This window comes from Micromonospora sp. DT47, assembly GCF_049844475.1.
In the GTDB taxonomy this organism is placed as follows: domain Bacteria; phylum Actinomycetota; class Actinomycetes; order Mycobacteriales; family Micromonosporaceae; genus Micromonospora.
On record NZ_JBNCLC010000014.1, the window covers coordinates 94,248 to 115,085 of the forward strand.

Annotated in this window: 20 protein-coding genes and 1 pseudogene; 7 read left to right on the top strand and 14 right to left on the bottom strand. The window is 72.7% G+C overall.

Annotation, left to right across the window (positions count from 1 at the left end; translation table 11 throughout):
• Positions 1 to 58 precede the first annotated feature (58 nt).
• The 8 genes and pseudogenes from ACLQ2U_RS21135 to ACLQ2U_RS21170 form a co-directional block, all read right to left on the bottom strand.
• Positions 59 to 1,579 (bottom strand): hypothetical protein, encoded by a 1,521-nt coding sequence (locus ACLQ2U_RS21135; RefSeq protein ID WP_425752444.1) that lies wholly within the window; start codon positions 1,577 to 1,579, stop codon positions 59 to 61.
• 190 nt (positions 1,580 to 1,769) lie between these two features.
• A complete protein-coding gene (locus ACLQ2U_RS21140) occupies positions 1,770 to 2,501 on the bottom strand; it encodes a TenA family protein (protein ID WP_425752445.1) in 732 nt (243 codons plus the stop codon).
• Positions 2,498 to 4,126 (bottom strand): FAD-dependent monooxygenase, encoded by a 1,629-nt coding sequence (locus ACLQ2U_RS21145; protein WP_425752446.1) that lies wholly within the window; start codon positions 4,124 to 4,126, stop codon positions 2,498 to 2,500. The genes ACLQ2U_RS21140 and ACLQ2U_RS21145 overlap by 4 nt, the downstream gene beginning before the upstream one ends.
• Positions 4,126 to 4,596 (bottom strand): annotated as a pseudogene (locus ACLQ2U_RS21150) (SRPBCC family protein); the annotation flags it as partial. The gene ACLQ2U_RS21145 and the pseudogene ACLQ2U_RS21150, both read right to left, overlap by 1 nt.
• A gap of 9 nt (positions 4,597 to 4,605) precedes the next feature.
• Positions 4,606 to 5,835, bottom strand: coding sequence for a ketosynthase chain-length factor (locus ACLQ2U_RS21155; protein WP_425752447.1), 1,230 nt, complete (start codon positions 5,833 to 5,835; stop codon positions 4,606 to 4,608).
• Positions 5,832 to 7,106, bottom strand: a complete 1,275-nt coding sequence (locus ACLQ2U_RS21160) for a beta-ketoacyl-[acyl-carrier-protein] synthase family protein (RefSeq protein WP_425752449.1) — start codon at positions 7,104 to 7,106, stop codon at positions 5,832 to 5,834. The genes ACLQ2U_RS21155 and ACLQ2U_RS21160 overlap by 4 nt, the downstream gene beginning before the upstream one ends.
• Positions 7,103 to 7,558 carry a cupin domain-containing protein gene (locus ACLQ2U_RS21165; RefSeq protein WP_425752450.1) on the bottom strand — a complete coding sequence of 152 codons (456 nt, stop codon included), beginning with the start codon at positions 7,556 to 7,558 and terminating at the stop codon, positions 7,103 to 7,105. The genes ACLQ2U_RS21160 and ACLQ2U_RS21165 overlap by 4 nt, the downstream gene beginning before the upstream one ends.
• Positions 7,555 to 7,878 (bottom strand): TcmI family type II polyketide cyclase, encoded by a 324-nt coding sequence (locus tag ACLQ2U_RS21170; protein WP_425752451.1) that lies wholly within the window; start codon positions 7,876 to 7,878, stop codon positions 7,555 to 7,557. Before ACLQ2U_RS21170 ends, ACLQ2U_RS21165 begins: the two co-directional genes overlap by 4 nt.
• 180 nt (positions 7,879 to 8,058) lie before the next feature.
• Here ACLQ2U_RS21170 and ACLQ2U_RS21175 point away from each other — a divergent pair, with 180 nt between their 5' ends.
• Both ACLQ2U_RS21175 and ACLQ2U_RS21180 read left to right on the top strand, forming a co-directional pair.
• Positions 8,059 to 9,357 carry a beta-ketoacyl-[acyl-carrier-protein] synthase family protein gene (locus tag ACLQ2U_RS21175; RefSeq protein ID WP_425752452.1) on the top strand — a complete coding sequence of 433 codons (1,299 nt, stop codon included), beginning with the start codon at positions 8,059 to 8,061 and terminating at the stop codon, positions 9,355 to 9,357.
• Entirely contained in the window at positions 9,354 to 10,394 is a 1,041-nt protein-coding gene (locus ACLQ2U_RS21180) for a beta-ketoacyl synthase N-terminal-like domain-containing protein (protein WP_425752453.1), read from the top strand. Before ACLQ2U_RS21175 ends, ACLQ2U_RS21180 begins: the two co-directional genes overlap by 4 nt.
• A 47-nt stretch (positions 10,395 to 10,441) precedes the next feature.
• Here ACLQ2U_RS21180 and ACLQ2U_RS21185 read toward each other — a convergent pair whose 3' ends face one another.
• From ACLQ2U_RS21185 to ACLQ2U_RS21195, 3 genes are all read right to left on the bottom strand, one after another.
• The gene (locus tag ACLQ2U_RS21185; protein WP_425752454.1) at positions 10,442 to 11,044 is read right to left on the bottom strand and encodes a helix-turn-helix transcriptional regulator; all 603 of its coding nucleotides are present in this window, start codon (positions 11,042 to 11,044) and stop codon (positions 10,442 to 10,444) included.
• Positions 11,037 to 12,401 carry a phosphopantetheine-binding protein gene (locus ACLQ2U_RS21190; protein ID WP_425752455.1) on the bottom strand — a complete coding sequence of 455 codons (1,365 nt, stop codon included), beginning with the start codon at positions 12,399 to 12,401 and terminating at the stop codon, positions 11,037 to 11,039. Before ACLQ2U_RS21190 ends, ACLQ2U_RS21185 begins: the two co-directional genes overlap by 8 nt.
• Positions 12,402 to 12,497: 96 nt before the next feature.
• Positions 12,498 to 13,634 (bottom strand): nucleotide disphospho-sugar-binding domain-containing protein, encoded by a 1,137-nt coding sequence (locus ACLQ2U_RS21195; RefSeq protein WP_425752456.1) that lies wholly within the window; start codon positions 13,632 to 13,634, stop codon positions 12,498 to 12,500.
• A gap of 179 nt (positions 13,635 to 13,813) precedes the next feature.
• On the opposite strand from ACLQ2U_RS21195, the gene ACLQ2U_RS21200 reads away from it, so the two are divergent.
• The 3 genes from ACLQ2U_RS21200 (at position 13,814) to ACLQ2U_RS21210 (ending at position 17,189) form a co-directional block, all read left to right on the top strand.
• Positions 13,814 to 14,671: an LLM class flavin-dependent oxidoreductase gene (locus ACLQ2U_RS21200; protein WP_425752457.1), complete on the top strand. Its 858-nt coding sequence runs from the start codon at positions 13,814 to 13,816 to the stop codon at positions 14,669 to 14,671.
• Positions 14,668 to 15,132, top strand: a complete 465-nt coding sequence (locus ACLQ2U_RS21205; protein WP_425752458.1) for a DUF1772 domain-containing protein — start codon at positions 14,668 to 14,670, stop codon at positions 15,130 to 15,132. Before ACLQ2U_RS21200 ends, ACLQ2U_RS21205 begins: the two co-directional genes overlap by 4 nt.
• 155 nt (positions 15,133 to 15,287) lie before the next feature.
• Positions 15,288 to 17,189 (top strand): BTAD domain-containing putative transcriptional regulator, encoded by a 1,902-nt coding sequence (locus ACLQ2U_RS21210; protein WP_425752459.1) that lies wholly within the window; start codon positions 15,288 to 15,290, stop codon positions 17,187 to 17,189.
• 176 nt (positions 17,190 to 17,365) lie between these two features.
• Here ACLQ2U_RS21210 and ACLQ2U_RS21215 read toward each other — a convergent pair whose 3' ends face one another.
• Positions 17,366 to 17,662: a DUF6059 family protein gene (locus tag ACLQ2U_RS21215; protein WP_425752460.1), complete on the bottom strand. Its 297-nt coding sequence runs from the start codon at positions 17,660 to 17,662 to the stop codon at positions 17,366 to 17,368.
• Between the two features lie 216 nt (positions 17,663 to 17,878).
• On the opposite strand from ACLQ2U_RS21215, the gene ACLQ2U_RS21220 reads away from it, so the two are divergent.
• Positions 17,879 to 18,742, top strand: a complete 864-nt coding sequence (locus tag ACLQ2U_RS21220) for an NAD(P)-dependent oxidoreductase (protein ID WP_425752461.1) — start codon at positions 17,879 to 17,881, stop codon at positions 18,740 to 18,742.
• A 23-nt stretch (positions 18,743 to 18,765) separates the two neighbouring features.
• On the opposite strand, the gene ACLQ2U_RS21225 is transcribed toward ACLQ2U_RS21220, so the two are convergent.
• Positions 18,766 to 19,215: a hypothetical protein gene (locus tag ACLQ2U_RS21225; RefSeq protein WP_425752462.1), complete on the bottom strand. Its 450-nt coding sequence runs from the start codon at positions 19,213 to 19,215 to the stop codon at positions 18,766 to 18,768.
• Positions 19,216 to 19,355: 140 nt separating this feature from the next.
• On the opposite strand from ACLQ2U_RS21225, the gene ACLQ2U_RS21230 reads away from it, so the two are divergent.
• Positions 19,356 to 20,150 carry an inositol monophosphatase family protein gene (locus ACLQ2U_RS21230; protein WP_425752464.1) on the top strand — a complete coding sequence of 265 codons (795 nt, stop codon included), beginning with the start codon at positions 19,356 to 19,358 and terminating at the stop codon, positions 20,148 to 20,150.
• Positions 20,151 to 20,327: 177 nt separating this feature from the next.
• Here ACLQ2U_RS21230 and ACLQ2U_RS21235 read toward each other — a convergent pair whose 3' ends face one another.
• On the bottom strand, positions 20,328 to 20,789 hold the full coding sequence (locus ACLQ2U_RS21235) for a hypothetical protein (protein WP_425752465.1): 462 nt from the start codon (positions 20,787 to 20,789) through the stop codon (positions 20,328 to 20,330).
• Between the last annotated feature and the right edge of the window lie 49 nt (positions 20,790 to 20,838).

A 20,838-nucleotide genomic window follows, 5' to 3' on the forward strand; every position in this document is an offset into this window, starting at 1 on the left:
AGACGGGCGGGCAGCCCCGCGCGGTGGATGCCGCGCAGGGCTGCCCGGGTGGTCGTGCTCAGGAGTCGAGGCACGGCCCTTCGTAGGCACCGATGTTCGGGTTGTCGGTGGCAGAGACGGGGTTGCCGAAGTAGTCCCTGCCGCCGTTGGCCGGTACCGGCGTGCCCGCGTCGACGGCGGGCGAGCCGCACGTCAGCCGCAGGCCGGCCGGACGCGGGCCGGCCGGGTTGTTGAACAGCGGGTCGGCGACGACCGCGCCGCCGTCGCTGACCGCGTCCGGGCCGACGTTGAAGTACAGGTTGTGCGAGTAGACGCCGGCCGGGTCCTGGATCGTCGCGCCCTCGGCGCGGCCGGCGAAGATGTTGTTGGTGAACGCGATCGAGGTGTACGGCGGCAGGGTGCCGACGAGGTTCGCGGCGTTCGGGGCGTGGATGGTGTTGTTGTAGAACTTCGAGTTGGTGACGGCGTTGTCGCAGCCGGCCGCGACGACCGGGATGATGAAGCCGCCGAGGTCGAGGTCCTTGTCGTTCTCGCTGATGTTGTAGCGGATGATCGCGCCGTCGGAGAACGTGCCGGCGGGCGCGCAGTAGAGCACGAACGGCCCGTTGTTGTCGTGGCTGTAGTTGTACTGGTAGACGATGTCCTTGGTCGCGGCGTCGACGCTGAAGGCGAACGACGGCGGGAACGCGGCACCGCCGGTGATCTCGTTGTGCTGCATGATCGTGCGGTCGGAGTTGTAGGCCAGCACCGCGGCGTGCGACTGGGTGGCCCGCAGCCCGAAGCCGTCGACCGTGTTGCGCTCGGTCTGGCCGTCGATGGTGTTCATCAGCAGGATGCCGTCACCGCCCAGGTTGGACAGCGTGTTGTTGGCGACCCGGACGTTGGTCATCGGGACGAAGCTGTTGTGCCCGCCCGGGAAGAGGTCCCGCTTCGACCACGACGACAGGGTGCCGATGCCGATGTTGTCCACCCCGGAGACGGTGTTCCGCAGCACCTTGATCGAGTCGAAGCCGGTCGGCTTGGTGGACCCCATCGCCTCGAACAGGATGCCGCCGCTGTTCTCCAGCGTCGGGTCGAGGCAGTCGCAGCCGGGGACGTCGTGCACGTACACGTTCTCGACCCGGTAGGAGCGGCCGATCCCGTAGTCCTCCAGCTGCACGTAGATGCCGACCCGGGCGGTGCCGTCGGCCGGGCCCGGGTTGGTGATCTCCAGGTCCTGGATGTGCCACCCCTGCACGTTGCGCAGCAGCACGGTGGCCCGGCCGCCGGTGCCGACGATCTTCGGCTGGGCGCCGCTGCCGTACGCGCCGAGCGTGATCGGGGCCGACGGGGTGCCCGAGCCCTTCGGCTGCAGCACGCCGGTGCAGGTGGTGCCGCGCCGCAGCGAGATGGAGTCGCCCGGCTGGTAGGTCACCTGGTTGACCCGCGCGAGCGACTTCCAGGCCTTGTCGGGCGCGGTGCCTTTCGCGGCGTCGTTGCCGCCGACGCAGTCCACGTAGTAAGCGGTCCCGCCGGTGTACGTCGCCTCGGCGGCCGTCGCCCCCACGGCGAGGGTGGCGGCGCCGGTGACGGTTGCCATGAGGATCCGACCTCCGATGCGAGCCAGGGCCCGTAGGCCTGATCGGGAACGGTGTGACAGTTCGGTCATGGTTTCTCTCCAAGAAGGACGTACCGTCCGGGCGGTCCGCCCGGTCCGGTGGTCGACGCTGTCGGCCAGTGTGATCCGGGGCTCTGGTTCGACGCTCGACAATCGATCTTGGAGATGGGGGTCAGTCGGGCCAGCGTTCGAGTTGCCACGCTGAGTCAGCGAACGCTAACTCATAGGAGGCGCCAGTCGAGAACAGCTCGAGAAGCTGCTCGCGCTCGGCCGCCGAGCACTCCGTCGCGACCTCGCCGACCACGGTGAGGAAGGCCGACAGGTAGTCGTCGAAGCCGTCGTGCGCCCCGAACTGCGCGATCCAGCGGGCGTACCGGGGGCCACCCTCGGGGTGCCGACGCAGCTCGCGGGACACCGCCAGGTGGAACCAGGACATCGGCAGCAGGGCGCCCACCGCGCCGGCGAACGAGGTCGCCGGCGCGGCCAGCAGGAACGACGCGTACGCGTGCACCACCGGGGTCGGCGCCGTCGCCGGCGCGGCCGGAGCCCCACCGACCGCCGCGGCCAGCATCGCGAGTTCCTCGCGCAGCCGGGGCAGCGAACCGAAGGTGGCCGTGGCCGCCGACGACAACAGCGTCGCGTGCGCGTCGCTGCCGGCCAGCGCGGCACACCGGGACAGCGCCCGCGCGTACGCCGGCACGACGAAGCGGGCGTCCTGCTCGGCGAAGTGCCACAGCACCGGGGCGGGCAGCGTCCCCGCGCGCAGGCCCTGCCAGAACGGGTGGCTGCGGATGCGGTCCAGCACCGGGGCGGCCAGCCGCTCGAGCGTCCGCCGGGTCGGCTCCCGCCCGGCGGGCGCCCCCGGGTCCCGCAGGTCCGGGAGCGCCTGCCGCACGGGCGTCACGACGACGACACCGTCGCCAGCGGTGCGGTCGCGGCCACGGCGCCGAGCACGTCGGCCAGCACCCGGTCCGGATCGTCCGAACCCTCCGGGCTGCGCCACGACACGAACGCGTCCGGCCGGACCAGCACCGCGCCCCGCGGCGAGATCCCGTACGCCGCCGCGAAGTCGCCGTCCGGATCGGTGTAGTCGCCGCCCGGCCCGATCCGCACCACGCGCAGCGGCACCTTCGCCGCCTTCGCCGCCCGCAGCGCGCTCTCCGACCAACCGTTCTCCTCGGTCGTGGTCAGCAGCACGAACTCCGACCAGAACAGGTCGATCGTGGACTCCCGGCCGGCCTCGGAGCGCAGCCACACGTGCGGGGCCCTGGTGCCCGGCTCGCCGGTGAGTGTCAGCGGCGCGGTCAGCACGGGCGGGGCGTCGTCGGCGATCACCGCGGCCGAGCGGTAGCGGTAGCCGAGCGTGATGATGATGTCGTCGACCATCTGCGCGCGGGTGGCGTCGTCGGCGTACCCGTGCCGGATCCGGTTGCGGACCATCGCCTGCTCGGCCATCGCGCTGCCCACCGCGTGCCGCTCGGCGTGGTAGCTGTCCAGCAGGTCCTCACCGGCCCAGCCGCGCATCACGGCGGCGAGCTTCCAGGCCAGGTTGTGGGCGTCGTGAATGCCGGTGTTCGCGCCGAACCCGCCGGCCGGCGGGTGCACGTGCGCGGCGTCGCCGGCCAGGAAGACCCGGCCGCTGCGGAACCGCTCGGCGACCAGCTGCGCGCCCTCCCACGGCACCTTGTCCATGATCTCGACCTGCATGTCGGCCTTGCCGGCGGCCTCCCGGACGATCGCCACACAGCGCTCGTCGGTGAAGTCGGCCGGCGTCTCGCCCCGGTCCGGGTGGTAGACCGGCGCGGCCAGCCACGGGTCGCGGCCGTGCAGCCGGGACAGCCCGGTCATGGTGCCGCCCACCGTGGCGTAGCAGAGGATGAACGGCCGGTCGGCGAGGATCTCCTCCAGCTCCGGCGCCCGGAAGTAGATGCTCAGCGCGTTGAACACCGTGCCGAGCCCGGTCCGGGAGATGCCGAGCACCTCGCGCACCGTGCTGCTCGCCCCGTCCGCGCCGACCAGGTACTGCGCGCGCACCGTGCGCACGGCGCCGGTGCCCACGTCCTCCAGGGTCGCGGTGACGCCGTCGTCGTCCTGCGCGACGGAGACCAGGCGCTGCCCGAACTCCACCGTCGCGCCGGACTCCACCGCCTTCTCGGTCAGCACCACCTCGTAGCGGTCCTGGCCACAGCCCATCACCCGTTCGGGGCTGATCTCCGGACCGTCCAGCGACGGCGCCTCGAGCACCACCGCGTCGGCGATCTCCGAGTAGGTGTTGACCCGCAGGATGCCGCCCTCGAAGAACCGGTGCGAGTCGCCGATCTCCAGCGCCCGGATCTCCTTGCCGATGCCGGCGGCCCGGAACAGCTCCATCGTGCGGGCCTGCAGACCCGGCGCCCGCGGCAGTCGGGACGTGGCGGAGCGCTTCTCCACGACCGTGGCGCGGATGCCGTGCCGGCCCAGGAAGAGGGCGGTGGACAGGCCGACCGGGCCGGCCCCCACCACGAGTACGGGGACGTTCTCGTCAACCATCAGGAAACCTTCTCTGCAGTGGCCCGGTTGGCGGCTGCCTCGACGAGGCCCTTGATCCGGTCCATCTGGATCAAGGTGTTGCGGTTCAGGTGGGCGCTCATCACGTCGTCGTTCGCGGGTGCCTGCGGCTTCATGTGGAAGTCCTGCACCCAGCGCATCCGGACACCGCCCTCGACCTCCTCGTAGGTCCAGTGGATGTCCATGAACTCGAACGGCCCGGTCTCGATCCGGTGGGCGCGTACCTCACGCTTCTCCGGGTCGGCGGTCCGCCGCGACACCCAGCTCCACACGGTGCCGTCCTCGTCGGGATGCATCGTGAGCCGGAAGGTGACCGTGTCGCCGTCGCGCTCCAGCACCTCCGCCGAGGCATACTCGCTGAACAGCTGCGGCCACGACGGCACGTCGTTGGTCATCTCCCACACCAGGTCCATCGGGGCGTTGATGACGATCGCGTTGTCGGTGTGTCCTGCCATGACGCTCTACTCCTCACTCCAGGCGGCCGTGACGACGGCCGCCGCGTTGAAACCACCGTGCCCCCGGGCCACCACCAGGACGGTGCGCACCGGCGCCTCCCGGGGCGTGTCCCGGACCAGGTCCAGGTCGTAGCCGACGGCCGGCGCGGTCACGCCCACCGTCGGCGGGATGACCCGGTCACGGATGGCGAGCAGGGCGGTGGCGAGGTCCAGGGCCGACCCGCCGGCGTACAGCCGGCCGGTCATCGTCTTGGGCGCGGTGACCGGCACGCCCGCCGGGCCGAACAGGTCCCGGATGGCCTTCGCCTCGGCCGCGTCCCGCGCGGGCACGCCGGCCGCGTCGGCGAAGACCACGTCGACCTCGTCCGGGCGCCGCCCCGCGTCGGCCAGGGCCAGCTCCATCGCCCGGCGCAGCCCCGGCTCGCGGCCGGAACCCGGCGGCGGATCGAAGGTGGCGGCGTGTCCCGCGACGACCCCGTAGACGCGGGGGACCGCGCGGGCCCGCGCCGACTCGGCGTCCTCCATGATCAGCATCGCCCCGCCCTCGCCCGGCACGTAGCCCGCGGCGTCGGCGTCGAACGGCAGGTAGGCCCGGCGCGGGTCGGTACGGGTGCTGAGCGCGCCGGTGCTCAGCTGCGCGGTCAGCCCGTACGGGCACAGCGACGCGTCGGTGCCCCCGGTGACCACCAGGCGGGTGCCCTGCTGGATCAGCTGTCGGGCCTGACCGGCGGCGTCCAGCGCCCCCGCCTGCTCCGAGCAGACCACCCCGCACGGTCCCCGCATCCCGTGCCGGATGGAGATCTGACCGGTGGTGGCCGCGTAGAACCAGGCGATGGACTGGTACGCGCCCACCCAGGACGGACCCTTCGTCCACAACCGCTCGATCTCGTGCTGCCCGAACTCGGTGCCGCCGGAGGAACTGGCGGTCACCACCGCCTTGTCGTACTCGGAGTAGCCGGCGGAGTCGGCCTCGGCGTCGGCGAGCGCCCAGGCGGCCGCGGTCAGGCCCAGATGGGTCCAGTTGTCGGTCTGCGGGATCAGCCGGTTCGGCACGTGCTCGGTGGCGGTGAAGTCGGTGACCTCGCCGGCCAGTCGGACGGGGTAACCGGCCGGATCGAAGCGGGTGATCGGCGCGATCCCGCTCTTCCCCGCCAGCGTCGCGGCCCAGTACGCCTCGGTGCCCAGCCCGTTGGGAGCGGTGACCCCGATCCCGGTCACCACGGCGGCGCGGCTCACGACCCGGCCCCCCGGTCCCGGGTGATCACCATGGCGGTCTGGAAACCGCCGAACCCGCTGCCCACGCTCAGCACCCCGTCGACGCGGTGCTCCCGGGCGGTGAGCGGCACGTAGTCGAGGTCGCACTCCGGATCGCGGTGGTGCAGGTTCGCCGTCGGCGGCACGACCTGGTGCTCGATCGCCAGCGCGCACGCCGCGACCTCGATCGACCCGATGGCGCCCAGCGAGTGCCCGATCATCGACTTGATCGAGCTGACCGGCACCTGGTACGCCCGCTCGCGCAGCGCCCGCTTGAACGCCGCCGTCTCGTGCCGGTCGTTCTGCCGGGTGCCCGACCCGTGGGCGTTGATGTAGTCGACGGCCGTCGCGTCGACGCGCGCGGCGTCCATCGCCTGGCGGATCGCCTCGGCCATCTCCCGGCCGTCCGGCTTGAGGCCGGTCATGTGGTACGCGTTGCTGCGGCTCGCGTACCCGGCGATCTCGGCGTAGATGTGCGCACCCCGCCGCCGGGCCGCCTCGCGCTCCTCGAGCACCAGCACGGCCGCGCCCTCCCCGAGCACGAAGCCACGCCGGTGCGCGTCGAACGGCCGGGAGGCGTGCGCCGGGTCGTCGTTGTCGGGCGAGGTCGCCTTGATGGCGTCGAAGCAGGCCGAGGTGATCGGCGAGATCGGGGCGTCGGTGGCACCGGCCACCACGACGTCCGCCCGGCCCGACCAGATCAGGTTGCTGCCGTTGCCGACCGCGTCGAGCCCCGCCGTGCAGCCCGTCGAGATCAGCCCGACCGGGCCCTCGGCGCCGACCGTCCAGGCCACCTCGGCCGCCATCGTGCTCGGCACCATATAGCCGTAGAGCTGCGGCACCGCGTACGCGGGATCGACGTGCCAGCGCCGCCCGGCGTCGCTGACCACCACGTACTCCTCCTCGAGCCCGGTGGTGCAGCCGACCGCGCTGCCGATGCTGACGCCGATGCGTTCCGGCGGAACGTCGGTGACCTCCAGCCCGCTGTCGCTCAGCGCCTCCCGCGCCGAGACGACGGCGAACTGCGCCGCCCGGTCCATCCGGCGGATCTCCTGCGGGCTGAGCCCCTGCGCCGCCGGGTCGAAGTCGCACTCGGCCGCGATCCGGGACCGGAAGTTCGTGGCGTCGAAGAGCGTGATCGGCCGGGTGGCGGTCCGCCCGGCGGTGAGCAGCTCCCAGTAGGCCTTGGTGCCGATGCCGCCCGGCGCCACGACGCCGATCCCGGTCACCACCACCCGCCGCTGTCCGGTCATCGGCGCGGTGCTCCCACGTCGGGCTGGCTCATGGCCTCCCCGCCAACCGGCAGCTCCTCGGTGTCGACGTGACCGAGCTCCGGCCGCGGCGCGAGGGGGCCGAGGTAGAAGACGGCCCGCACGTCGCTGTCGCCGTCGTTCCAGACCCGGTGCCGGCGACCGATGGGCACCATGAAGCCCTCGCCGGCGGCGACCTCGAAGACGCCGACGTCCTCGACGCGGGCGACGAGCGTGCCGCTGACGACGAACACGAACTCCTCCGAGTAGGGGTGGTAGTGCTCCGCCACGTACTCGCCGGGCCGGACGGTCAGGGTGCCCATGAACCCGGACGTCGAGCCGACCGTCTTCGGGCTGAGCACGACGCGGATGTCGCCGCCGCGCCGCCGGTTCGGCGCCACGTCGGCGGCGGCGACCACGGGTGAGGTGGCCGCCGCCTTAGCGGTCTCGCTCACTTGTCCGCCTCCCAGACGTAGAAGGGGCTGGCCATCGCGTCCTTCGGCTCTTTCCAGTTCGGGTCGTAGGGCCGGATGTGGTGCGACAGCTCTTCGTTGATCTGCCCGTACAACGGGTGCGAACGGGCCTGGTAGAGGCGAGGCGAGATGTCCTCGTCGGCCTCGGCGAGGTGGAAGTAGAGATCGTGGAACCGGAAGAGAGTGCGGCGCGAGACGCCGATCATCCGCGGCAGATCACTGGCGTCTGACTTGGCGAATATCTCGGCGACGTCGTCTGCTTTCTCCGGCGCCATCCGGGCGACGATCAGCGTGCGGTGCACTTCGGACCCCTCTCGATCGGGTACGGCGCACATGATGTGGGGCCCGGATATCCGCCCGGTCGAAGGCCGCTCGACGCTCGCCACCGCCGCGGCACACCTGGGGATAGCCCTAGTGGCACCGGCCGCGCCGGACGCCGATAGTGGCACTGGTGGTCGCTCATCCCTATTCCGGAGGCCGCTTTGTCGAATTCTGAGGACGTCCGACGGATTCCGGCCGGGCACGACGAGGAACGCCGCGTCGTCGTCACCGGCTTCGGCGTCGTCTCGAGCATCGGTTCCGGGCGCGCCGGCTTCCTGGCTGGGCTGCGGGAGGGCCGGTGCGGAGCCAAGCCGATCAGCCGCTGGGACGCCACCGGCTTCCCGCACTACCACGCGTGCGAGGTCACCGACTTCGAGCCCGCCGACGTGCTGGAGCGGGTGGAGCCGAAGGAGACCGGCCGGGTGGCCGGGCTCGCCGCGGCCGCCGCCCGGATGGCGATGGCCGACGCCGGGTTCGCCCTGGCGCAGGCCCGGGCCGAGACCGGCCTCATCGCCATCGGCACCACCTGCGGTGAGTCCCTCGAACTCGACGGGGTGGCCGAGGCCGAGCTGCGGGCGGAGCCGGCGGCGCTGCCCGCGGAGACCGCACGACTGTTGTCGCCCGGCCGCCTGGCGGCGACCGCCGCCGCCGAGCTGGACCTGCACGACGTCGAGACCCTGACCATCCCGACCGCGTGCGCGGCGGGCAACTACGCGATCGCCTACGGGATGGACGCGATCCGGGCGGGCGAGGCCGACTTCGCGCTCTGCGGCGGCGCGGACGCGGTCAACCGGATGGCCTTCGCCGGCTTCTTCCGGATGGGGGCGATGGCGCAGGAACGCTGCCGGCCCTTCGACCGCGACCGCGACGGGACGATGTGGGGCGAGGGCTCGGCGGTGGTGGTCCTCGAGAGCCTGGCGCACGCTCGCAGCCGGGGCGCCGCCATCCACGCCGAGGTGCTCGGGTTCCAGCTGAACTGTGACGCCGACCATCCGACCGCGCCGGTCGGGCAGCGGGTCGCCGAGAACATCGCCGGCGCCCTGCGGGACAGCGGTGTCGACCCCGCCGAGCTCGACGTGGTCTTCGCCCACGCCACCGGCACCAAGGCCAGCGACCCGATGGAGGTCAAGGCGATCCGGGACGTGTTCGGCGGGCGGGAACTCCCGCCGATCGTCGGACTGAAGTCGATGATCGGGCACACCATGGGGGCGGCGGGCGCGCACACCTGCATCGCGGCGATGCTGGCCATGCGGCACGGTTTCCTGCCGCCGACGGTGAACTTCCGCGAGGCCGACCCGGACTGCGTGATCGACTGCGTGCCGAACACGTCACGGCCGGCCGAGGTCCGGACCGCGATGGTCAACTCGCTCGGCTTCGGCGGCAACAACGCCGCTGTCGTCCTGCGCCGATTCGACGACGAGACGCCGGGCTCGACCCCGGCTCGAGGAGCGGTCCGATGAAGGTGGTCATCTCCGGGATGGCGGTCGTGTCGTGCCTCGGCACCGACACCGGGAGCTTCACCGCCGGCCTGCCGGCGGGCCGGGCCCCCGGCGACCCGGCGCAGCCGGCGCGGGTGTCCGAGCAGGACGACGAGGCGTTCGCCACCAGCCGGCGCGTCCGGCTGCGGGAGCGCTCCTCGGTGCTGGCCGTCGGCACCGTCACCAAGCTGCTCGAAGCTCTGGACCTGTCCGCCTCGCCGCCCGCCCGGCGCGGCATCGTGTTCGGCAGCGCCATGGCGAGCATCGACTCGTACATGATCGTGTCGAAGGGGTCGTTGTCGGGCGCCAAGCCCTACTTCGTCGACCACAACCGGATGCCGCCGGGGATCATGAACTACACGAGCGGCCAGGCCGCGGTGAAGTTCGACCTGCACGGCCCGAACGTGACCGTGACGGCCGGACGGGCGAGCGGGCTGACCGCGCTGACCTGCGGCCGGCGCCTGGTCGCCGCGGGCCGGGCCGACGTCATGCTCGCCGGCGCCTTCGAGGAGGTGACCGAGCGTCGCCTGCGCATCGAGACGGCGACCGGGCGGTCGGCGGACGGCGTCGCGGCGGGCGAGGGATGCTGCGTCTTCGCGTTGGAGACCGAGGACTCCGCGCGGCGCGCGGGCCGGCGGGTACTGGCCGAGCTGCTGGCGACGACGGCCGGGCACTGCGCCGAGGAGGCGGAGGCCGAGGCGACCCTGGCGCGGACCGCAGCTCGGGCCCTGCGGCTGGCCGGCGTCGCACCCGGCGAGATCCGCACGGTCGTCCGCGGCGCCCCCGGCAACGACTCCCTCGCCCGGCAGGAAAGCGCGTTGCTGGCGGCGCTCGCGCCGGACGCCCGGATCGTCGACCCGGCGGCGGTCGTCGGCGACACCTACGGCGCGTCCTCGGCCTTCGGCGTCGCCGCCGCCGTCGTCTCCGCCGGGCCGGACGGCGGCGTCACGCTGGTCACCTCCGTCGACCCGGACGGGCAGGTGGCGGTCGGCGTGGTCCGCGTGACGCCCGCCGGATAGCCGACCGGCCGCACCGGGACCCACGAGGGACGCCGGCGCGGCCGGTGTCAGGGCAGGGACAGCGGTGCGGTGCCGTCGCGCTGCAGGACATGCACGATCGCCTCGGCCCGGCTGGTGACGCCGAGCTTCTTGAAGATGCGGGTCAGGTGGAACTCGACCGTACTGCGCGAGATCCGCAGCTGACGGGCGATCCGATCGTTGCTGAGCCCGGCGCACAGAGCCTGCAGCAGCTGGTCCTCCCGGACCGTGAGGGCGGCCGGGCACCGGGGCGCCGGCAGACCGGCCACGGCCGGCCGACCGACCCGGAAACCCCGACCGCCGAGCCACAGCGCGGTGATGAGCTCACCCGGTCCCACGTCACCGGCGACGTAGACGTCACAGTCGACACCGGTCGGCCAGTGCCCGGCGGAGTCGACGACCGCCACCCGCAGCGCGGGGGAGGTCGCGGCGCGCAGGTCACCGGCCAGGGCCAGGACCGGCATCGGGCCGCCCGGTCCCGCGGCGGCCAGCAGCCAGTCGACCGGTTGCGGCGACACCCGCGCCTCGGCGGGGTCCACGATGGTGGACGCCGCCGCCAGCGCGTCGACGTGCGCGGCCGGCCAGCCGCCCGTCAGGACGACCCGCCCGGCCCGCGCCGGTGGCTCAGGCATTCACCTCGGCCTTCCCGCCGTGCAGCTTGACCAGGCCGATCACCGCTTCGAGGTCGGTCATCTGGGCCAGCGCCGCGTCCGGGATACGCACGTCCATGTCCCGCTCGACGCGGGCGAGGATGTCGATGACGAGCATCGAGTCCGCGCCGTAGTCGTTGACGAAGCTGCCGGTGCGGGTGAGCACCCCGGGCTCGATCTCGAGCGACTCGGTGACGATCTCCACGAGCTGGTCGAGCCACTCCTCGTCGCCGTCCGCGCCGGTCGGGGCCGGCGCTTCGGCGGCCGCCGTCGCGGTGGTCGGCCCCGGCTGCACGGTCGGCGCCGGCCGCGCGGCCGGGGCGCCGTCCCGCAGCGGCGGCGTGGCGTCGAGGGCCCGCCGGATCACCTCGGCCGCCTGCCGGTTGCCGTGGTCGGTGAAGTGGACGGTGTCGGCGAACGAGTCGCCCTCGAAGCGGTCCGCGGCCAGGTTGACGAAGGTCACGCCGAGCTCGGCGCAGCCCTTGGCGAACAGGTCCGCGTACGCGTCCCAGTGCTCCTCGATCGCGCTGTGCAGCATGCCGAAGACCGGCGCGGCGAAGTCGTACCGGGCCTGTTCCTCCGGCGTGATCTGCCGGGTCCGGGTGGAGGCGAGCGGCTGCAGGCAGAACACGATGCGCGCGTCGTCGCGGGCCGCCCGGGCGAGCACGGCCAGGTCGCGCAGCCGCCGCTGGGCCGCCAGCGCCATCCGTGACCCGACCTCGGCGAGGTCCCAGGCCGGTGCGGTGCGGCGGGGCCGGCGCAGCTGCTCCAGGTCCGGCACCGGCTTGCCGGCCGCCAGGGCGGCGAGGTCGAACATCGGGACGTGGGTGAGGTCGTCGAACGTGCGCTCGTACGACACCGTGCCGAACTGGCCGGCCGGTGCGAGCGAGCCGATCAGGTTCACGAAGTCCGGGCCGCCGCCGACGACGGTGATCGTGGAGGCGGCGTGCAGGAACGGCACGGCGACGACGAGCTCCTGCAGCGAGACCGCCGCGCACAAACCGAGGTTCAGCTGCCGGCTCCCGGTGGCATGGGCCAGGTACGAGGCCATGGTGGTCGAGTCGCTGCTCGCCGCGAGCGAGAACGCCACGGAGTTGCCGAGGAGGATGCCTCCGCCGCCCGTCGCGAGCCAGCTCTCGGAGTCGACGGTGCCGAACGGCGAGTCGGAGAGGCGGAAGCTCTCCTCGTCGGTGTTGATCGCCTCGGTCCGCAGGCCCGGAGCCAGGGTGAACCCCAGGAAGGGGTGCAGGTAGAGGTCGATGCCGTGGCGTTCGAGCAGCATGCCGCCCCGATGCCGGCGGGCGAAGGTGTCGTGTTCGAACTGCGGGGTGCTTGTCATGGGTCGCTCCCGGCGCGTCGTCGGGTCTCGGTCGGTGCCTGAAGACCTTCACTGCGCCGAGTGGAGCGCGGCTCGCAGGCCGGTCGACTGGACGGGTCACCTGCGCGCGGGCGCGCGCAGGGCGGTCAGCTCGCCGACCAGATGTGCCGGCGTCGGCTGCGCGGCCGACTGTTCACGCAGGCCGGCCGCGGCGGCCCGGTACGCCGGGTCGTCGAGCAGTGCGGTCAGCCCGGCCACCAGATCGGCGGGCTCGGCCGACGCGGCGGGCACGACGACACCGGCGCCCGCCGCGGCGATCCGGTCGGCGTGCCGTACGTGGTCCGGCAGCCGTGGCACGAGCAACTGCGGAAGGCCGTAGGTGACGGCGGTGAGCAGCGTGCCGGCGCCACCGTGCCCCACCACCACGTCGCAGTCACCGAGCAGCAGGTGCAGGGGCGCCGAGACCACCGGCACGTCGTCCGGGATCGGGCCGAGCAGCCGGCGCTGTTCCGGGGCGACCGCCACCACCAGGTCGACGTTCGTGCCGTGCAGTGCCCGGACGACGTCGCCGGCCAGGAACAGCGACGGGTCCAGCCGACCCGGCGTGGTGCCCCACGTGACGCAGACCCGGGCTCGCCCGGTGCGTGACGGCAGCACCGGCGGGACCGTGCCGGGCCCGTTGAAGGGCAGGTAGCGCACCGGCAGCCGGCGCGAGGCCACCGGCACCTGCAGGCCCTCCGGGTACGGGTCGATCGTGGCGACCCCGAAGGCGTCGACCGGGCCGACGCCGTGGCGGGCGGCCAGCGGCTCGAGCACCGTCGGCAGGAAACGGCCGGCGGCACTCATCAGGTCGGTGCCGTAGAGGTGCCGTACCGCCGGGACACCCGCGACCGCGGCGGCGAGCGGGCCGGCGAAGGCCGTGGGGTCGCTGACCACCAGGTCGGCACCCCACCGGCGGGCCAGGTCGGCCAGGTCGCCCGTCATCGTCTCGGCGAGCTGCGACAGCAGGGTCAGCACCCGCGGACCGCCACCGTTGGCGCCGGGCGGGGTGAAGACGACGTCCCGGAAGGTCTGTTCGGCGTCCACGTCGCGGCCCACCACGGCGGCGGGCAGGCCGGTGCGCTCGATCGTGCCGGTCAGCGACGGCTGGCTGGCAACCAGGACGTCGTGCCCGGCGGCCCGGCAGGCCCAGGCGACCGGGACCATCGCGTACAGGTGGGAGGGCCACGCCCAGCAGGTGAAGAGAATCCGCATCGGGCCACTGCAGCAGCACCGGCTGACCGCCCGCTCCACGACTGCTCAACTGCGGCGAATCGAGCCGGTCTCGAGCCGGCGTCCCGAGGTGCCGGTGGACCCCGGCGGTCCGCAAGCGAACGACCAGCGCGCTGCGTTCTGGTGGACGCCGACAGCTTCCGCGGACTGAGGGTGCAGACATGGAGCTTGGCATCGGCTTGCCGACGATGATCCCCGGTGTTCCCGGCGAGGACCTGCTCGCCTCGGCCGTCCGGGCGGAGGAACTGGGGTTCGCCTCGCTCGGCGTGCTGGACCGACTGATGTACGACGGCTACGAGCCGCTCGTGACGCTCGCTGCGGCGGCGGGGGCCACCCGCCGGATCCGGCTGACCACGACCATCCTCATCGCCGCCTACCGCGCGGACCGGTCCGTGCTGGCCAAGCAGCTGTCCAGCATCGACCGGCTGAGCGGCGGGCGGCTGGTGGTCGGCGTGGCGGCGGGTGGCCGGCCCGACGACTTCGAGGCCTGCGACACGCCGTACGAGCGTCGCGGTCGCCGCCTCGACGACCTGCTGGACGGCCTGCGCCGGACGTGGAGCGGTGGGCCGGACCCGCTCAACCCCGGGCCGAGCCGTAGCGACGGTGGCCCGCCACTGCTCGTCGGCGGTCACACGCCGCAGGCGATGCGGCGGGCCGCCCGGTTCGGGGTGGGCTGGATCGCCGGGGGGAGCTCCGCGTCGAGCTACGGCGACCTGGCGGACCGGGCGCGTCAGGCCTGGCGGGACGAGGGCCGCACGGACAGGCCGCGCCTGGTCGCCATCGCGAACGTGGCGCTGGGCCCCGACGCGGCCGAGCGGGCCGAGCGGTTCCTGCTGGACTACTACGGCTTCCTCGGCTGGAAGGCCGAGATCGCGGTCAAGGGTCTGATCACCGAGCCCGATCAGCTGCGGGAGTTCGTCGACGGGTACCGGGCCGTCGGGTGCGACGAGCTGATCCTGTTCCCCTGCGTGAGCGAGCCGGGTCAGGTGGACGAGATCGCCCGGGTGGTGCTGCGGTGAGCACCCTGACCCGCGTGCTCTCGGTGCTCGTCCTGCTCGGCAGTGGCACCGTCGCCGGCGTGCTGTTCGCCGTGGCGCTCAGCACCGTGCCGGCACTCGCGGCCATGTCGCCGGGGCGTTACGTCGCCACCCACACGCTGCTGGGGCGCAACTGGGACCCGACGATGCCGATCATCGTGCTGACCAGCACGCTGCTCAATGTCTGGCTGGCCGTGGTGGTCCCCGGCGCCGCCGCGCGCGCACTGGTCGTGACCGCGTCGGTCGCTCTGCTCGGGGTCTCGGTGGTGTCGCACTTCCGCAACGTGCCGATCAACCGCCGGGTGCACCGTACCGACCCGGAGGCGATCCCGGCCGACTGGTCGGATCCGCGGCCGGTGTGGCGGCGCTGGCACCTGCTGCGTACGGCCCTGGCACTGCTCGCGCTGACCGCAGACAGCGTCGCCGTCACGCTGCTCGGTTGATCCGAGCCCGTAGCTGCATCGATGCCACGCGATGCGGCCGGCTGTTCGTACATCGATGAACTCCGACCTTGAACGTTCAACCGTTCGAGTGGTCTTCTAGCGATGGGCCATAGTTTCAGCGGCGTCGGGTGACCGGACATCCTGGGGGAGATCACATGAAGATCGCGTCTGCCGGCGCGCACCATTTCCGCCTTCTCGGACCGCTGACAGTGCTCCACGAGGGTCGGGACATCACCCCCACCGCACCGAAGATCCGGCAGGTACTCGCCTTCCTGCTGGCTCGGCGCAACTACCTCGTGCAGGTGACCGAGCTGATCGACGAGCTGTGGGGGGACCGCCCACCCGAGAGTGCGCTCACCACCCTGCAGACCTACATCTACAAACTCCGCAAGGACGTGGTCGACCAGAACGGGCTGGGCCGGGTACACACCCGCCCGTCGGGTTACCTGCTGGAGATCGAGGAGGGGACGATCGACGCGCACGACTTCGACGCGCTCTCGTCCACGGGTCGGCTGGCGCTCGAGCAGGACGAGCCGCGCCGGGCGTCCGAGCTGCTCTCCCGGGCGCTCGGGCTGTGGCACGGGCAGGCCCTGGCCGGAGTCGTGGCCGGCGACATCCTCTCCGCCTACGTCACCCGACTCGAGGAGGAGCGCCTGCGGACCCTCGAGTCGCGCATCGAGTCCGACATGCTGCTCGGCCACCACCAGCGGCTGATCAGCGAGCTCAAGATGCTCACCTTCACCTATCCGCTGCACGAGCGGTTCTACTCCGCGCTGATGACCGCGCTGCACCGCTCGGGGCGCCGGCACGAAGCGCTCGAGGCGTACCGGAGGCTGCGGACCGTGTTCACCAAGGAGCTCGGGCTCGAACCGTCGCCCGCCGTCCAGCGCCTGCACCAGTCGCTGTTGTCGGCCGACACCGGCGACGCGGACGAACCGGTCGACCCCCCCGGGCCGGCCGCCGCGCCGGCGCCGGTGGTGGTCGAGCGGACGTACGCGCCGCTGCCCGTCATGCCGGCGCAGTTGCCGCCGGATCTGCCCGACTTCACCGGCCGCCCCGAGGCCCTCGCCCATGTCCGTCGGGTGCTGACGGCCGACGAGCACCGCACGACGGCCCGGGTGGTGTCCATCTGCGGCATGCCCGGCGTCGGGAAGACCACGCTGGCCCTGCGGGCCGGACACCTCGAACGGTCCCGGTTCCCCGACGGTCAACTCTTCGCCGACCTGCGTGGCGCCACCACCCTGCCGGCCTCGCCCGGCGACGTGCTCGCCGGCTTCCTGCGGGCCGCGGGTATTCCCGAACACCAGATCCCGGGTCCTGCCGATGCCGCCGAGCGGGGCAAGATGTGGCGTACCTGGACCCACAACCGGCGGGTGCTGATCGTGCTCGACGACGCGTACACGGCGAACCAGGTTCTGCCGTTGCTGCCGGCGTCCCCGTCCTGCGCGGTGATCATCACTAGCCGGTGCGGGCCGCAGGGCGTGCCGGGGCTGCGCCCGATCGCGCTCGGGATGATGCAGGTCGACGAGGGCGTCGAGCTGCTCGGCCGGATCATCGGCGAGGACCGGGTCGAGGCCGAGCCCGACGACGCCAAGGCGATCGTGGAGCTCAGCGGGCGGCTGCCGCTGGCATTGCGGTCCGTGGGGACCCGGCTGGTCGCCAACCCGACCTGGTCACTGCGCAAGCTGGCGGCCCGGATCGCCTCGGGCGTCACCCCGCTCGACGAGTTCCGGTTCGCCGAGATCGACGTGCGGGCCCGCTACCACAGCAGCTACTCCCAACTGGACGTCGGCGAACGGCGGGCCCTGCGCCTGCTCAGCCTGCTGCCCGCGCAGGAGTTCACCGCCTCGACGGTGGCGGAACTGCTCGGCGAGTCCCTCGACACGGTCGAGGCCCAGTTCAGCCGGCTGGCGGCCTGCCACCTGCTTGAGCTGAGTTCGCGCCGGGGGCGAGGCGATCCCCGCTACCGACTGCACAGGCTGAGCCGGCTCTACGCCCGCGAACAGCCCGACGACACCCTGGAGGACATCGCCGGGTCCAACAGCCCGTTGGCGTGAGGCGCCCCGAGGCCCCGGCCCGGGATCGCGTCGCGACGTCCCCGGCCCGGGAAGGACCGGGAGATGGCGGGAAGGAAGCCGGCCCCGCCGGAGCCGCGCGGGCAGCCGCTCGGCTCTGGCCCCGTGCGGTGGCTGGAGTCGACAGCTGACGTCCCCGCAGCACCGAGGCGGCGCGATCAGTCGAGCTGGGCCCAGAGGCGAGACTCGACGGGTGACGGGGGTATGTGAGCGGCGGAGCGCTCCGGGTGGTCTCCGTGCGGCCCCGGTCGGAGGTGTCTGGGCAGCACCGGGGGCCCCGGAGGCACGACCGTGCCGCTGTACGCCGCCCCGTAGCTCACCAGACCGGCCCAGAGTATGCGCAGGACGCCCTTGAGCAGGCGGACGAACCAGTTGTCCCTGGATGCCACCAAGACCACCGCTTCCGTTCCGTGACGACCGGCCGGCGCGCCGGTGCCCGCACATGTTCCGGCCATCGGCTGAGCGCCGGCTCGAGGTGGGCTCGATGCCTTCTGGAGAGAATCGCGCGTCGGGCTCCCGACACCGCTGAGGCGCGACCGGAGGACCTCACCGGCGGGCGGGGAGCGGCTCCCGGGCCAGGCGCCAAGCCCCACGGGTTTCCGATCCTGCGTCGAGTCCGGTCCGGGAGGATCCGGAATCACCGAGGCAGTGCGACGGCGGACGGAGACACAGTGAGCAGTCACGAGGACCTGGCCTTCATCGGCCTGGGCGCGATGGGTGGCGGCATGGCCCAGCGGCTGTGCGCGGCCGGCTTCCCGATCACGGTGTTCAACCGGACGCGGGCCCGGACGGCACCGCTGGCCGCAGCCGGCGCGCGGGTGGTGGACTCGCCGGCAGAGGCGGCCGCCGCAGCCCGCATCGTGGTGCTCAGCCTCAGTGATGAGCAGGCGGTCGAGGAGGTCCTGTTCGGCCAACTGGCCGGTCACCTGTCCGCGGACGCCATCGTCATCGACACCTCCACGGTCTCGCCGGCCTACGCGGTCGAGGCGGGGAAGCGCCTTGCCAAGGAGGGAATTCGTCGGGTCGAGGCGTGCGTCCTCGGCAACCCGGCGATGGCACAGGCCGGCGCACTGCGCGTCTTCACCGCCGGCCGGGAGGAGGACGTCGCCGAGGTACGGCAGGTGCTCGAGACGGTCGGGCAGGACGTCAAGCACGTCGGCGGCCCCGGGTCCGCGTCCGCGCTGAAGCTCGCCTTCAACCTGATCCTGGGCAACCAGGTCGCCGCGCTGGCGGAGGCGGTGCGCCTGGCGGACGGCGCGGGAGTCGACCGCGATCTGTTCCTCACCTCCCTGACCGCCTCCGGCTTCAGCTCGCCGACGCTGGCGTTCCGCGCCGAGATGGTCCGCAACCGCCGCTACACGCCAGCCCAGTTCCGCCTCTGGCTGATGCACAAGGACCTGCACCTGGCGGTGGCGGAGGCCGCCGCACGGGGAGCCGAGCTGCCGGTCACGGCGGCGGCCGCCGCGCAGTTCGCGGAGGCGGTCCGGCACGGGGACGGCGACAAGGACGCCGTGGTGATCGTCGAGCCGCGGTAGGCCGGGTCGGCGTGGTGCGTGCGCTACTCGGATCGACGGCGGATGGCGGAGAGGAGGCGCCGCATGCCCACCGCGTGCCCGCCCGTCCCCACCACGAGCTGCCGGTAGAGGCCGCCGGCCAGGCCGGGAAAGGCGGCTCGACTTTCGGCGCGTAACCGTGATCGGCCCGGACCGGCGTGTTCGAGGCGGAAGATCAGGGCGTAGGACGAAAAACGATGGCACCCCTGGAGGACCAGCTCACGTCCCGGGACCGCGGCGACCACCCGGAAGCCGGGAAACGTCGAGCCCTCGGCAGGGGGCCGTGGCCCGGACGCGGTGCGGTCGGCGGATCCCACCAGTCTCGCGTAGCTCGCCATGCCAGGACGCGAGAAGGATCGGTCCAGTGTCTCGCCCAGACCGCGCCAGACGTCGTCGGCCCCTGCCGCGATGACCGTCACGTGCTCATCGAGGTACGGCAACGAAGCGATCCGCATCTGAGCCTCCGTGAGGTCCGGGACACCGGGCGGCCGCGACAGCCTCCTCCGGGGCCACGTATCGACGGTAGCCCGTGCGGAGGCTTGCCCGTGGCCCTGCCGGCCCCGCGGCCGTCGGCGTTCCGCCGTATCCTGCCTGGATGCCGGTGAGCGATGAACAGTTGGTGGTTACCGCCGCACAGGCGGGAGCCGATGTGGTGCGGGCCAGGTACGGAACGTCGCTGACGCGCTTCGAGAAGTCCGACGGTGACTTCGCCACCATCGCCGACATCGAGGCGGAGAAGGCGGTGATCGAGGTCCTTCGCACAGCCCGCCCGGACGATGCCGTCACCGGCGAGGAGAGTGGGCCTGACGAGGCCGGCGACGCGGAGCGGAGGTGGCTGGTCGATCCCCTGTGCGGCACGCTCAACTACGCGGCCCGGACCATGTTGGTGTCGGTGAACGTGGCCCTGCGCGTGGGCACCGACGTCACGGTTGCCGCCTCGGCGGACCCCTTCGCCGAGGAGGTGTTCTGGACGGACGGCGCTCAGGCGTACGTCCGCCACCATGGCGCGGACGTGGAACTCACACCGTCGGCCGATTCACGACTCGTCGACGTCAACCTCGACCCACCGTTTCCCAACAAGCCGCGGTTCCGGGCCGTCCGACTGCTCGCCGACGACGGCTTCGTCGGGCGGTTCCGCCCGCGGGTGGTGTCGACCACCCTGGCGGTGGCCTGGGTCGCCGCCGGCCGGCGGGCCGCGTACGTGACCGACGGGGACCTGCGGGACAGCGTGCACTTCGCCAGCGGGATCGCCCTGTGCCGGGCCGCGGGCTGCGTGGTGACCGGCATCCAGGGGCAGCCGCTGCACACCGGTGCCGGTGGCCTCGTCGTGGCGGCGGACCAGGAGACGCACGCCGCCCTGATCGACCTCATCGGCGATCAGTTCCGCTGATCGTCGGACCGGTGGAGGTGCGGTGCTGGCGGATAGCATTCGGACCGTGCCTGAGCAGCTGTGCTTCGAGATCGAAGAGCCGCTCGACGGCGACGACCGGGACGACTTCTTCAGTGGGGTCCGGTACGAGTAGCTCGGCCGGGACCTGCCTGACGGGCACCCCAGGATGTCCAGCGCTCAGTACAGCGGGCGGAAGTCCGGTCCGTCGGTGGTGGCCACCAATTCCCACCCGAAGGCGGCCAGGGTGATGTCCTCCCGAGCTCCGAACGTCTTCACCAGCCTCGCGCTCGGGCCGTCCGGAAGGTTGTCCGCGACGACGGCGAACACCGCTGCCGGAGATGCCCCGAGCTGCTGCGCCACGATCCACGGCAACGCCAGACCCACCATGACGTCCCGGTCGTCATCGGGTTGCAGGCAATCAGCGAGCCCGGTCGCCAGCAAGGAACGGCGGAGCAGGTCGACGGAGTTCTCCCTCAGCGCGATCGTCACGAGGCGCACGCCGTAGCGCCCGAGCGCGAGCGACGCGGCGGGGTCGAGTGAGTCTAGGAAGCTCTGGTCGATGCGACGCGGTGCGCGCGCCAGGATGGCCTCGGCCAACCGGTCGCCGTCGCCCGGGATCCTCGCCAGGTTTGGTTTCACGCTTTCATGGTGGCAAAGCCGGACCGGCCCGTCGATCCACCGGGCACTT

Bases quoted from the DNA above. Each gene is read 5' to 3' on its own strand.
- ACLQ2U_RS21180 (WP_425752453.1), top strand. From the start codon at position 9,354: ATGAAGGTGGTCATCTCCGGGATGGCGGTCGTGTCGTGCCTCGGCACC.
- ACLQ2U_RS21190 (WP_425752455.1), bottom strand. From the start codon at position 12,401: ATGACAAGCACCCCGCAGTTCGAACACGACACCTTCGCCCGCCGGCAT.
- ACLQ2U_RS21195 (WP_425752456.1), bottom strand. From the start codon at position 13,634: ATGCGGATTCTCTTCACCTGCTGGGCGTGGCCCTCCCACCTGTACGCG.
- ACLQ2U_RS21225 (WP_425752462.1), bottom strand. From the start codon at position 19,215: ATGCGGATCGCTTCGTTGCCGTACCTCGATGAGCACGTGACGGTCATC.
- ACLQ2U_RS21145 (WP_425752446.1), bottom strand. From the start codon at position 4,126: ATGGTTGACGAGAACGTCCCCGTACTCGTGGTGGGGGCCGGCCCGGTC.
- ACLQ2U_RS21135 (WP_425752444.1), bottom strand. From the start codon at position 1,579: ATGGCAACCGTCACCGGCGCCGCCACCCTCGCCGTGGGGGCGACGGCC.
- ACLQ2U_RS21185 (WP_425752454.1), bottom strand. From the start codon at position 11,044: ATGCCTGAGCCACCGGCGCGGGCCGGGCGGGTCGTCCTGACGGGCGGC.
- ACLQ2U_RS21215 (WP_425752460.1), bottom strand. From the start codon at position 17,662: ATGGCCGGAACATGTGCGGGCACCGGCGCGCCGGCCGGTCGTCACGGA.
- ACLQ2U_RS21200 (WP_425752457.1), top strand. From the start codon at position 13,814: ATGGAGCTTGGCATCGGCTTGCCGACGATGATCCCCGGTGTTCCCGGC.
- ACLQ2U_RS21160 (WP_425752449.1), bottom strand. From the start codon at position 7,106: ATGACCGGACAGCGGCGGGTGGTGGTGACCGGGATCGGCGTCGTGGCG.
- ACLQ2U_RS21210 (WP_425752459.1), top strand. From the start codon at position 15,288: ATGAAGATCGCGTCTGCCGGCGCGCACCATTTCCGCCTTCTCGGACCG.
- ACLQ2U_RS21230 (WP_425752464.1), top strand. From the start codon at position 19,356: ATGCCGGTGAGCGATGAACAGTTGGTGGTTACCGCCGCACAGGCGGGA.